9 protein-coding genes are annotated in these 12562 nt (G+C 68.4%); 5 read left to right on the top strand and 4 right to left on the bottom strand.

Annotation, left to right across the window (positions count from 1 at the left end):
• Nucleotides 1–21: 21 nt before the first annotated feature.
• The gene (locus CV1CTNOD_RS16140; RefSeq protein ID WP_242606753.1) at nucleotides 22–948 is read right to left on the bottom strand and encodes a phosphatase PAP2 family protein; all 927 of its coding nucleotides are present in this window, start codon (nucleotides 946–948) and stop codon (nucleotides 22–24) included.
• Nucleotides 949–1396: 448 nt separating this feature from the next.
• On the opposite strand from CV1CTNOD_RS16140, the gene CV1CTNOD_RS16135 reads away from it, so the two are divergent.
• From CV1CTNOD_RS16135 to CV1CTNOD_RS16125, 3 genes are all read left to right on the top strand, one after another.
• Nucleotides 1397–1585, top strand: coding sequence for a (2Fe-2S)-binding protein (locus tag CV1CTNOD_RS16135; RefSeq protein ID WP_131786884.1), 189 nt, complete (start codon nucleotides 1397–1399; stop codon nucleotides 1583–1585).
• 17 nt (nucleotides 1586–1602) lie between these two features.
• Complete coding sequence (gene bfr, locus CV1CTNOD_RS16130) at nucleotides 1603–2091, top strand: bacterioferritin (RefSeq protein WP_131786883.1); 489 nt, start codon at nucleotides 1603–1605, stop codon at nucleotides 2089–2091.
• 268 nt (nucleotides 2092–2359) lie between these two features.
• Entirely contained in the window at nucleotides 2360–4573 is a 2214-nt protein-coding gene (locus CV1CTNOD_RS16125; protein WP_131786882.1) for a putative bifunctional diguanylate cyclase/phosphodiesterase, read from the top strand.
• Nucleotides 4574–4702: 129 nt separating this feature from the next.
• Here CV1CTNOD_RS16125 and CV1CTNOD_RS16120 read toward each other — a convergent pair whose 3' ends face one another.
• Nucleotides 4703–8185 carry a DUF2232 domain-containing protein gene (locus tag CV1CTNOD_RS16120; RefSeq protein WP_242606752.1) on the bottom strand — a complete coding sequence of 1161 codons (3483 nt, stop codon included), beginning with the start codon at nucleotides 8183–8185 and terminating at the stop codon, nucleotides 4703–4705.
• 8 nt (nucleotides 8186–8193) lie between these two features.
• Complete coding sequence (locus CV1CTNOD_RS24820) at nucleotides 8194–8334, bottom strand: hypothetical protein (protein ID WP_207386485.1); 141 nt, start codon at nucleotides 8332–8334, stop codon at nucleotides 8194–8196.
• 431 nt (nucleotides 8335–8765) lie between these two features.
• Between CV1CTNOD_RS24820 and CV1CTNOD_RS16110 the strand changes: the two genes are divergently transcribed.
• A complete protein-coding gene (locus CV1CTNOD_RS16110; RefSeq protein WP_131786880.1) occupies nucleotides 8766–9830 on the top strand; it encodes a thiamine pyrophosphate-dependent enzyme in 1065 nt (354 codons plus the stop codon).
• A gap of 37 nt (nucleotides 9831–9867) precedes the next feature.
• Here CV1CTNOD_RS16110 and CV1CTNOD_RS16105 read toward each other — a convergent pair whose 3' ends face one another.
• Nucleotides 9868–10506 carry a hypothetical protein gene (locus tag CV1CTNOD_RS16105; RefSeq protein ID WP_131786879.1) on the bottom strand — a complete coding sequence of 213 codons (639 nt, stop codon included), beginning with the start codon at nucleotides 10504–10506 and terminating at the stop codon, nucleotides 9868–9870.
• Between the two features lie 408 nt (nucleotides 10507–10914).
• On the opposite strand from CV1CTNOD_RS16105, the gene CV1CTNOD_RS16100 reads away from it, so the two are divergent.
• Nucleotides 10915–12562: sensor histidine kinase (locus CV1CTNOD_RS16100; protein ID WP_165485554.1), on the top strand; the 1648-nt coding region annotated here is incomplete at its 3' end.

The raw sequence follows: 12562 nt of genomic DNA, 5'->3' as shown, positions 1-12562 counted from the left end.
GGGGAGCCGTGCTCAGGGCGGTTATCCCGGCTCGCAGGCATCCGACTGGCGGGTGACCGCGGGGCGCACCATGGCGACTATCCGGGCCTGCAGGGCCGGCCTGGTGACCTGTATCGCCAGGAGGACGAGCAGGCCGCCGACGGCGCCGTCCACCCAGTAGTGGTTGGCTGTGGACACGACGACGGCCGTGGTGGCCACGGGCTGGACGATGGCGAGGCAACGCCATCGGCTGCACAGAGCGATGATCACGACCCATGCCTCGATGATGGCCCAGCCGATGTGCAGGCTTGGCATGGCCGCATACTCGTTCGCGAAGCCGTCGCCTTGGGCGTAGGGCGACGGGCCGAATATCGCGCCGGTGTCGATCAGGTTTGTCATCACTCTTGGCAGCAGGCGTGGCGGGGCAAGCGGGTACAGGATATGGATCATCAGTGCCATGCCCGTCGCAATAATGATCACATTGCGAACTCTGGGCCAGGCGGAGCGGTGCCGGACGAAGACCCAGACGAGCAGTGCGATCGCCGCGGGGAAGTGCACCGCGAAGTAGAACTCATTGATCAGGATCGTCATGTAGTGGGAATGCAGGGCCAGATGTTGGACGGCTGCTTCGTTGGGCAGGTGTAGGCGCCGTTCCATGTTCCATACGGTGACCCCGTGTGACAGCGCTTCGGTCTGGTGATCGTCGACGACGTGCCGGCCGAAGCGGTAGACCATGAATAACAAGCTGAGCAGGACGGTCTGGGTGACCGCATAGCCGGCGGTGCTGAGAAGGTTACGCCCTCGTTTCGCTGCGTCGGCCGTGAGCGGGGTACCGGCCGTGGCGCTGGTTGTGGATGGAGCGTCAGCTATGGGCTGGGCATCGGCCATGGTCACAGAGGGAGTGCCGGCCGTTGACGGAAGACGACGATCGTGGTCGTCACCGTCGTGGTCGTCGAATTTCCAGCCCATATCGGACAATGTGCACTCACTTGGTTGGTCCACAGCACATTGCGCCCCCTCGAAGAAACGAGACCGTACCGTACTGCAATACCGTATCCAGGCTGCTGATCGGACCTGCTGCTGGGTGTGATCCGCATCTCGTGGAGGACCACGCCCCACAGCGGGCGGTCGACGTTTTCAGCGGTGTCAGGCGTGCTGGTATGCCCGGCTGGTCATGCCACGGCTGTCATCGGCCCGTTGTGGTCGACCCGTTGCGGTAGAGCGGTGGGTCGACTGCTTACCCCTGCTTGCCTCCAATCGGCCCGTGTGGGACTCTTGTGCCCGGGTCTTTATTTAGGGAAGGTTTAACTTAGTTACGAGCGTCCGCCGTCATCGGTCCAGCTGTGCAGAGCGTCTGTGAGTCATCGGTTCCGGGTCATGGGGTCAGGGCGGTCTCCCAAGAGTGTGGTGAGGTGCGGTGCTGGTCTGTTCGTGCTTTGCTGTCACCGAGCGGACGTTGCGCGGCGTGATTGAGTCGGGCGCGTGCGACACGGACGAGGTTGGTGATATCTGCGCCGCAGGCACCGGCTGCGGTGGATGCCTCGACGAGATCGAGGATCTGTTGACGGGTTACCGCCGTGCCTGTCCGGTTGTGTCGTCGGGCTGACATAGTGGAGGTTTTATGTGAGGGGCGATCCGGAAATCGTCGAACTACTCAACCGCGTCCTCACGAATGAGCTGACGGCCGTCAACCAATACTTCCTGCACTCCCGGATGCAACTCAACTGGGGTTACAAGCGGTTGGGCAAGCATACCTACGACGAGTCGATCGATGAGATGCGTCACGCGGACAAGCTGGTGCATCGGGTCCTCTACCTGGGAGGGCTACCCAACCTCCAGCGGTTGAATACACTACGTATCGGCGAGACCGCTGTCGAGCAGCTCAACTCCGACCGTTCTCACGAGATCGAGGCATGTGCGCTGCTGCGTGAGGGGATCGTCCTGACCCGCTCTCGCGACGATGTCGGATCGGCCGTCCTGCTGGAGAGCATTCTCACCTCGGAGGAGGAACACATCGACTGGCTGGACGCCCAGCTCGAGCTGGTCGCCCAGCTCGAGCTGGTCGCCCAGATCGGCGAGGCGCACTATCTCTCGCAGCAGATCCACGATTAGAAGGGCAAAGACGACGCGATCATGTTTCGCGCCGCCGGAGGCCCCAAGTCCCCGGGCCGTAGAAGGCCAAAAGCGAAGCGATCATGTTTTCGCACCCGGGAGGCCCGGATCCCCGGGTTGCCAGCGGACACACCTGCTACCACAGCCTGACGTTCTGTGCGCACCTGGCTGCCGCTACACTCGCCATGCGATCGGGAAGGCCATGCGACCCAGAAGATAGCGTGACCAGCCGAGATATGCACCGGGCTGACAGGCGCGAGGAGATCCGTTGGTCGCTAGCATGGCCGGCTCTGTGGCTGACGTGGTATCCACCGGACTGCTGGTGGCGACGTCCGACAACCGTGTGGTCTGGGCGAACCGGGCCCTGCTTGATTTGGTGGCCACCGGCGGTGGTGTCGCGTACGACATTGCCGCCGGTGTGGTAAGCGACGGCATTGCCGGTGCCGCGCATGACAGCGCTGCCGGTGTCGTGCGCGACGGTGCCGGGCTGGTGAGCACGGTGGGCGGCGGGTACTGGCGGGGTGAGCCGGACGCCGATCCGGTGTATTCCGCCCGTGTCGCGGTTGCCGAGGCCGGGTTGCCGTTGGCCGGGGTCGTCCCGGACACCGAACCCCGCGAGGCCCAGTGGCAGGCACCAGACGGCACCACACGCTGGTTGGAGGTCCGTGCCCGGACGCTGGCCGGCGGTCGTCCCCCCGGGCTCGGGCAGGTGGTCTCCGACGGTTTCGTCCTCTACGAGATCGCCGACGTCACCGGGCGCCGCCGCGAGGAGGAGACCTTGCGGCTTCGTGAGCGGTGGCTGCGCCATGTCGAGACGATTGCTCGTACCGGCATCTGGGAGTGGGACCTCGTCACCAACGAGATGGAGTGGTCCGACGAGTTGCTGGCCATGTTCGGCTATCCGACGGACACCCAGGTCGACTACGACACCTTCCAGTTGCTGGTGCACCCCGAGGACCGGGCGACGGTCGAGAGCGTGTTCGACCAGGCGATCGCCACCGTCACCCCGGTCGAGGTCACCCACCGCATGTATCTGGCCGACCGGCTGACAGAGTGTGTGCTGGAGTGGCGCGGGGATGTTCTCACCGACGACTCCGGCACACCGATCCGGATCATGGGTACGGCTCACGACGTCACCGAGTTGATCCGGATACGCCGTGAGCTCGCCCACGCCGCCGCGCACGAGCCGCTCACCGAGGTGCTCAACCGGCGGGCGACAACGGCCCTGCTGGCCGAGCGCCTGGCTGCCGGGGCCGAACGCACCGGTGCGCTGCTGCTGGTCGACGTCGACAACTTCAAGATTGTCAATGACCTGCGCGGCCACTCGGCCGGCGACACGGTGATGCGCTCGGTGGCCCAGAACCTGGGGGAAACGCTACCGGCGGTCGTCATCGGCAGGCTCGGTGACGACGAGTTCGCGGTGGTCCTCCAGACCGGCGACGGGCTGGACGCGCTGGCTGTCGCGGACACACTGCGCGAGCAGGTCGCCCGGCATACGGTCATGGTGGATGGTTTCGCGGTGCGGGTGACGGTCAGCATCGGCGTCGTGTCGCTGTCGGCCGTGGGCGACTGCGACACCGCTCTCGCCCACGCCGGGCTCGCCCTGTCCGAGGCCAAGGATGCCGGGCGCAACTGTGCCCGGCTGTTCACTCCGGAGCGGCACGAGTACCTCACTCGGCGCACCCTGGTGGTGCAGCGGATACGGGACGCTCTCGACGCCGGTCTGCTGACCTTGGAGGCACAGCCGGTCGTGGATCTGACCTCGCACGAGGTGCAGGGATACGAGGTGCTGTTGCGACTGCACGACGGTCAGCAGCCCGAGCTCGGTCCGGCCGAGTTCATCAGTGCGCTTGCGCACAGTGACCTGGCCTTGAGCCTGGACCGCTGGGTGGTGCAGCAGACGGTGGCCGCGCTCGCCTCCGTCGCCGCCCGGGGGGCTCGGCTCCGCCTGCACGTGAACATCTCCAGCCGGTCGGTCGAGGACCCCGACTTCGCCGACTTCGTCCTGTCCGCGCTACGCGCCGCTCGAGTCGATCCGTCCCAGCTCGGTATCGAGATCGCCGAGAGCGTGGCGGTCGCCGCCGCGGACGCGGTACGCCAGCTCGCCGAGACCCTCACCGGCGCGGGCTGCCGGTTCACCCTGGACGATTTCGGGGTCGCGCTGGGCTCGTTCGTCTACCTGCGAAACCTGCCCTTCACCAACGTGAAGATAGACGGCGATTTCCTGCGGCACGTCGACACCTCCCCGGCTGATGCGGTGCTGGTGGACGCGGTCGTGCGCATTGCCCGCTGCCTGGGCATGTACACCATCGCTGAAAGCGTCGACCGTGAGTCGCTGGCGCCGGCGCTGCGTGATCTCGGGGTGGACTACGCGCAGGGATTCCACCTCGGGCCGCCCCGCCCGTTGACGGAGCTGCTGACCGGGACATCCGATGCGGACCCGCAGACCCACGAGGCCGGCCTCAACAGTTTTCTCGGCTGATTTCCCGGTTCCCTCTTCTCCGGTTTCCCGGGTTGATTTCCTGACAGTCGAAGACGGGGCTGACCGGACAACCAGCGCCGACCAGAAGGGTTGTTGGGCCAGCCAGCCGTATCAGGAGAAGGTCGCCGGCTATACCAGGAAGGTCGCCACGGCCAGCCCGACGAGCGCCGCGAGCGCCGCGGCGTCCGCGCGCCGCGGGTGCGCCGGCTGGTGCGCGACCGCGCCGAAGCCGCCACGGGCGACGATCGCCTCGGTCATCTCCGCGGCCCGCCGTAGGCAGGTGACGATCGCCGTGCACAGCAGCTCGATCGTCGATCGCGCCTGAAGCGGCAACGCCGCGAGCCGGCCCACCATTCGGCGGTGGCCCGGCCGCCGCCCGACACGCAACCGCCGGACCGCCAGCAACGTGCGGATCTCGTCCACGAGAAGCGGCAGGCAGCGGATGGCCAGCGCCACCGTCGCGACCCACTCGTCGACCGGCAGCCGCAACCTGCGCAACGGCGCCAGCAGCCGGCTCAGGGCGGGCGCCAGCTCCGACAGTGGCGTGGTCCACCCCAGCAGCGCGGCCGCGGCGAACATCGTCATGGACACCGACGTCAGGCGCAGCCAGTCCAGCATGCCGCCGACGGACAGCCGCACGCCCCCGACCGTCACGAACGGCGCCGCATGCGACTGCGCGGTGAGTACCACACCGATCATCAGGCCGTACCAGAACCAGCGGGGCAGGCGCGGGGCCGCGCCGACGGGGATCCGGGCGACGATCATGGAGATCCCGACGAATCCCGCGACCATCCCGATCACCGGCCAGGACGGCCGCACGGCGATCAGCATCCCCAGCAGCGCCATTATGACCAGTTTCGTGCCGGCCCACAGGCGGTGCACCGGACTGCTGCCGGGGATGTAGCGCAACAGGTTGGGCTCGGTACGGCGGATCCGCCCGGCCGGGCGCCGCCGGGGGAACCGGCCGCGGCCTCCGGCCGGGCGCCGTGCGCGGTCGGTGTCCGGCCGGGATTGCGGGGGCACGGCCACCGGTTTCCGCGCCGGTACGGAACCCGGGCACGCGGCATCTCCGACATGGGCATCTCCGACATGGGCATCGTCGGGGCGGACACCGTCGTCGACACGGGGGGCGTCGTCGGGGCGGACACCGTCGCCGATACAGCCGTCGTCGATACGGACAGCACTGTCGGGGTGGACAGCACTGTCGGGGCGGACAGCGCCGTCGGGGAGCGCGGCGCCTGTAGCAGCCCCCGCCGGACGCGGGTGGGGCAGCAGCGCGGGCATGCGGCATGGCGTGCCGTCGGTGAACGGTCCGTCATGGACGAGCCGTCCGGCGTCCAGGACGAGCATCCGCTCGGTGAGGCAGGCCATGCCGTCCAGGTCATGGGAAACCACCACCAGCGTCAAGCCGGTCCGGATCCGAAGGTTCACCAGAACGTCGATCAGAATCCGCCTGGACGGGGCGTCCAGGCCCGCCAGCGGCTCGTCGAGAATCATCAGCCGGGGCCGGCAGGCGATCAGTCCGGCGAGCGCGGCGCGGCGCATCTGCCCACCGGAGAGATCCTCCACCCGCCGGTCCCGGAAGAGCTCGGGGTCAAGCCCGACCGCGGCGAGAGCCTCGTCGGCGGCAGCCGCGTCCACACCGGCCGCCGCGCACACGTCAGCACCCACGGTGGGCGCCAGCAGTTGCAGGCGGGAGTGCTGCACGGCCAGTCCGATCTCGCCGGGGCAGGCGGTCAGCGGCCGGCCGCCAAGGTGCGCCTCACCCTCCGACGGACTCAGCAGACCGGCGAGGACGGCGGCCAACGTCGACTTGCCCGATCCGTTGCGACCGCGGATCAGCACAGCCTCGCCGCTGTCGAGGCAGAAGGAGATACCGCTTAGCGCCCGGCGGGCCCACGGTGACCGGGGCGAGTAGACCTGCCCCACACCGTCGAGGCAGACCAGCGCGGGCGCGCCCGCGGTCCGCCGCTGCCCGTCCGAGGTAACGGATGCGACGGGCCTGGCAGGTATGGAGGATGTGACAGGAGCCGGATCCACCGGATCTGTCTGGCTTACCGGTGCGGCTGGTATGGCGGGTGCGGCAGAGGACGGGAGGGATGGGACAGCCGTGTGGGAGGGGACGGGCAGGGTCCGCGGCGGGCGCGGGGCGGACCCGCACGGCGTATCGCCCGCTGACGTCAGCCGACCGGCGTCGAGGACGATCCGGCGGTGCGCCCGGTACGCCTCTGCCGCGTGATGGGTCACATGGACGACCGCGACCCCCGCCTCGCCGGGCAGTTGCGCCAGCAGGTCGGTGAGCTGGTCACGGCCTTCGGCGTCCACCATGGCGGTGGACTCGTCGGAGACGAGCAGCCGGGGTGCCCGCGCGAGCGCGGCCGCGATCGCCAGGCGTTGGAGCTGCCCGCCGGACAGCGTAGCGGTTTCGCGGTCGGCGACGTTCGCGAGCCCGACCCGCTCCAGCAGGGTCTCGACGTCGACCGTACGGCCACCGTCGGGCAGGCCCCAGACGACGTCGTCACGGACGCGCACCCCCAGTACCTGCGACTCCGGCCGCTGAAAGATCATGGCGGTTCCGCCGGTCCGGCCCAGTGCGCAGTCGCCGGGCCGCAGCACCCGCCCGTCGGTGGGGCTCCAGCCGCTGATGATCCGGGCAAGCGTCGACTTCCCCGAACCGTTACCGCCGACGATCGCCACGAACTCGGCCGGCCGGATCGTCAGGGACACGTCCCGCAACGCATCTTGCGTAACATGAGGGTAGCGGTAGGTAACTGATTCCAGGTGGACGGGCAGCGGATGTGGATATTGGCGCGCTGGCGACGGTTTCTGGTGTGCTGGTGCCGATCTCCGTGTCGATGTCCACATGGGTGCGTTCGGGTGGTCGGTCCGGGCGGCCGGTGCGCCGACGGCGAGCCGGCGCAGCACCGGGCGGGTGACCGCAGCCGCGGCGAGCACGTTGACGGCGGTGTTCGCCAGCAACGTGATCGGCAGCAGCGCCCACCAGTGCGCCGCGCCCCACTGGACGATCGAGTCCGCGGTGCCCAGACCCGGACCATCCGGGTCGACGCCCAGCCGGATGGCGCTGCTGCGGGCGCCGTCCCAGCTGTTGACGATTTCGGCGAGAACCAGTGCTCGTAGGTCGGTGAGAACGCAGAACAGCGCGTTCATGCCGAGCGCGACCGGCGCCCACAGCGTGGTGAGGCCCACCACCGTGGTGCGCACGAGGCCCCAGCGGCGGCGGTGCGCAGTGCCCAGCAGCGTGCCGGTCATCATGCAGGATGCGATCGTGATCGCGAAGCCGGTGCCGCCGATGAGAACGGCCACCGCCAGCGCTGTGACCATCGCCGTGAGGGCCGCCCGCAGCCTCCAGCGCGCGGCGAGCGCTGCCGCCGGAACCGTCGCCGCGATCGTGAGCACCCAGCCGAAGGGAAGGAAACGCGCGACCATACAGATCGCGATCACCAGATCGACCAGGAGCGCGGCTTCGACGATTTCCACCGTGCGCAGCCGCTGCCGGGCCTGCGGCGTCCTGGACGGCTGCGGCGCCGCGGCGACACCGGTAGGTGGAGGACCGGAGGGCGGGGAGCCGGCCGTGGGCATGTCGGACAGCATGGCCACCGTCAGTTCTCCGATCCGGCGGTGATCTCGTCGACGATCGTGGTCGAGCACCTACGTCCGGCAGACAGCCGCGGTGTCACCGTGACGAGCGGGGAACGCGTCTGCTCCTTGGTCAGTTCCCGCAGGCCCACTCGCCGCTCCACCCATCTACTTGTCCCCATGCACGCCACACCGGACATCCAACTGTCGCATGGAACCTGCGGGGTGTTCGAACCGTCCGGCCCGAAGTCCATGCCACCTGCGACAAAGATCATGAAGGTTTTATGTTGCCCGTGAAGCTGGCCACGAACGGTAAGGGACCGCAAGCCTACGAGTATGCGCCCGTGGGTCGGCCCGTCGACCGCTGATCATCAGAAGGGGATGTTCGATCAGTACTGTTAACGGCATAGTCAACGGGCAGTCCGGCGATGCGGTGCCTGCCGCCGGACCCGACACCGCATGGCCTGACGCTGCAGGCCCCGAGGCTGTGGGACCCGGCACTGTGGGACCCGGCACTGTGGGACCCGACGATGCTGTGGGACCCGACGATGCTGTGGGACCCGACGGGGTGCCCCTGGGAACGACCCCGCGGACCATGGTGCGGCTCCTTCCGGGCGGCGCGCCGGGGAACACCGGCAGTGGGGGGTACCGTGCCGAAGCCGATCCGGTGCTGCTGCGGCGCTTCTACCGGGAGATGGTCATGGTCCGCCGGTTCGACGAGGAGGCGACGGCCCTGGCGCGTACCGGCGAACTCGGATTGTGGGTGACCTCTGCCGGGCAGGAGGCCGCGCAAGTCGGGTCGGTGCACGCATTGCGTGACTATGACGAGGTGTTTCCCAGCTACCGTGAGCACGCCGTCGCCCTTGCACGCGGTATTCCGCCCAGCCAGCTGCTCAGCCTGTTCCGCGGAACCGACTTCGGCGGCTGGGACCCCGGTGCCCACCGGGTCCGGGCGTACACGCTGGTGCTCGGTACGCAGACGTTGCACGCGGTCGGGTACGCCCGGGGGATTCAGATGGACCAGCGGCGATGGCCGAGCCGGCTCTCCGGCGACGAGGCTGTGATCGTCTACTTCGGGGACGGCGCCGCAAGCGAGGGCGACACCAGTGAGGCGATGTCGTGGGCCGCGGTCGACCGCCTGCCCATGCTCTTCTTCTGCCAGAACAACCAGTGGGCGATCTCCACGCCGGTTTCCCGGCAGGCCCGGGTAGGGCTGCACCGGCGGGCCGAGGGTTTCGGCATGCCTGGAGTCCTCGTCGACGGCAACGACGTGGTTGCGGTACACGCTGTCACCCGTGCCGCCGCCGACCGGGCCCGCAGTGGCGGCGGACCGACGTTCATCGAGGCGTACACTTACCGGCTCGGCGGGCATTCCACTGCCGACGACCCGAGTCGCTACCGCGGGGCCGAGGAGGTCCAACGGTGGCGCGCCCACGATCCGATCGTGCGGCTACGCCGGCACCTCGACGCGTGCGGTCTGCTGGGGCAGGCATTCACCGATGAGGTCGAACGGGCCGCCGACGAGCTCGCGCAGCACGTCCGAACGGCTGTCCCGACGCTGCCCGACCCGGCAGCGGAACACATCCACCGGCATGTCATCGCCGACAGTGGCGACTGGCCGGACCAAGGGCCGGCCCGACGGCCGGAGCGGCGGTGGTGACCGGGGCCGGTTCGGGCCGCATGGCCAGTTCACATGGTCAGTTCAACGGACGGAAGGACGGGGGCTGGATGGCCGGGGGTTCCGCGGTGTATACGGCCAGGGTGCGGGCGAGGTCGGTCGGGTCGACACCGATGGCGTGCATGCTGCGGGCGAGATCGTCCATCACCACCAGGGCGTGGTGCAGCAGGACCTCGGCGATGCCCGGAGGCCGCTGGATCGCTAGCCGGAACGCGCTCGTGGTCTCGGTGTCTCCCGTCAGCGCGGCCAATGCGCCGACGCGGATCCGCTCGCTGAGCGATTCCCACACCCCCTCCGCATGGGGTGCCTGCGCGCCGCGCCATACCCCGCGGTAGGTCAGCGACCGGATGACCATGTGCGGCTGTTCGCCGGTCCGCAGGTGCAGCGTCACCGCCCACATCGCCAGCAGCCAGCTCAGCGACTGCAGGATGCGCACGGCGTCGACCTGCAGGCGCGTGGCCAAAGCCTCCTCCGCCTCCTGGCGGGTGGTCGTGTCCGCCCACGCCTGGACCAGGCGTTCGGCTTCCACGATGTCGGTGATGTCCAATTCAGGGGTACACGGTCGTGCAACCGCGGCAGCTCGCTGCGAGGCGGTGTCGACTAATGCGAGCGCACCGACATCGTGCAGTGTCTGCCAGGAAAGTCCCGCTGGCGCCATAGTCGATACGGTAACGTCCCGTTCGTCCGTTGAGTCCATCTATAACGCAACTCACTGAACTTTCTTTACTGCTTCGGATGCCTCCGGTTGCCAATACGGCGGATGCCACCGCGCCCGGACCGCTCTGAAACATACAGCGAATTAATTTGAAACGTCCGAATAAACAAAGATGGCGCGATCATGATTTTTCCGTGCCTGGATCCCCGGACCGCTGTTCGCCTGTTGGTCTGTTACGGCGTGTGGTCTGTTACGGCGTGCCGGCCGGCTTCCGATCAGGGTGGTCGTCAGGTTTCGATCGATGTGATCACGGTGATCGCAGCGGCAGACGCGGTCGGAGCGGGAAAAGTTCGTCACTCGCCGCCGACGCGGGATGGCGCACGATGGTCGGGACGGCGCACGATAGATGTCGTGAGTCGGGGAACCCTGCGTGTCTACCTCGGCGCGGCGCCGGGCGTGGGCAAGACCTTTGCCGCCCTCGACGAGGCACACCGGCGTCGGGAACGGGGTACCGACGTGGTCGTCGGCTTCGTCGAGACCCACGGTCGTCCCAAGACGACCGCGCTGCTCAAGGGGCTGGAAGTCGTCCCGCGTAGGGAGATCTCCTACCGCGGTTCGACGTTCACCGAGATGGACGTGGACGCCGTGCTCGAACGCGGGCCCGCGGTTGCGCTTGTCGACGAGCTCGCGCACACCAACGTCCCCGGCAGCCGCAACGCAAAGCGCTGGCAGGACGTCCAGGAGATCCTTCAGGCGGGTATCGACGTCATCTCCAACGTCAACATCCAGCACATGGAGTCGCTCAACGACGTCGTCGAGACGATTACCGGGGTGTCGCAACGGGAAACGGTGCCTGACGAGGTCGTCCGCCAGGCCGACCAGGTGGAGCTGGTCGACATGGCACCGGAGGCGCTGCGCCGGCGGATGGCGCACGGTAACATCTACGCTCCCGAGAAGATCGACGCAGCGCTGTCGAACTACTTCCGGGTGGGTAACCTCACCGCGTTGCGGGAGATCGCGTTGCTGTGGGTCGCGGACAAGGTCGACGAACAGCTCGACCGGTACCGGGCCGAACACGGAATAGCCGGCACCTGGGAAACCCGGGAAAGGGTCGTCGTCGCTCTCACCGGTGGGTCCGAGGGCGACACGCTGATCCGCCGGGCGGTCCGGATCGCCGACCGCAGCAAGGGCTCCGACCTGCTCGCGGTGCACGTCGCCCGCTCCGACGGACTGACCGGGGCGAACCCCCAGGCACTCGCCCACCAGCGGACGCTGGTGGAAAGCCTCGGCGGCACCTACCACCACGTCATCGGTGACGACGTCCCGACCGCGCTGCTGGACTTCGCCCGCGCGGAGAACGCCACCCAGCTGGTGCTCGGAGCCAGCCGGCGGGGGCGCTTCGCCCAGATGCTCAGCCCCGGGATCGGCGTCACCACCACGAAACTGTCGGGGTCGATCGACGTCCACATGGTCACCCACGAGGAAGCCGGTCGCGGGCGGCGCCTTCCGCGTCTCGCCCACGGGCTCGAGCCCCGGCGCCGGCTGATCGCGACCGCGATGGCCGTCGGTCTCCTGCCGTTGCTGACGGTCGTACTCGCGCACTCCCGCGGCTCGCTCAACGTGACCACCGACGTCCTCGTCTACCTGCTGGCGGTAGTGATCGCGGCCCTGGTGGGTGGGTTCTGGCCCGCGCTGCTCGCCGCGGTCGCCAGTTCCCTGCTGCTGAACTACTACTTCTTCACCGCGCCCCGGCACCGCTGGACGATAGCGGAGCGTAATAACGCCTTTGCTCTTGTTGCTTTCGTTCTCGTCGGGGTCATGGTCAGCAGAGTAGTCGATCTTGCCGCTCGCCGCTACAGCCAGGCGGTGCGGGCATCCGCCGAAGCCACCACCCTGTCGGTGCTCGCTGGCAGCGTCCTACGCGGTGAGGACGCGCTTCCGGCCCTGCTCGAGCGGGTCCGGGAGACGTTCGGGATGACGGCCGCGACCCTCCTCGAACGTACGGACGAAGGCGGGCGGGGCACCGGGGGGGCAGGCAGGGCGAAGGCGGGCACCAGGG

Origin of the sequence: Protofrankia symbiont of Coriaria ruscifolia (assembly GCF_900634745.1) — a bacterium.
GTDB lineage: Bacteria > Actinomycetota > Actinomycetes > Frankiales > Frankiaceae > Protofrankia > Protofrankia californiensis.
Note: the sequence above shows the minus strand (reverse complement) of the source record. Positions and strands in the feature narration are given on the sequence as shown.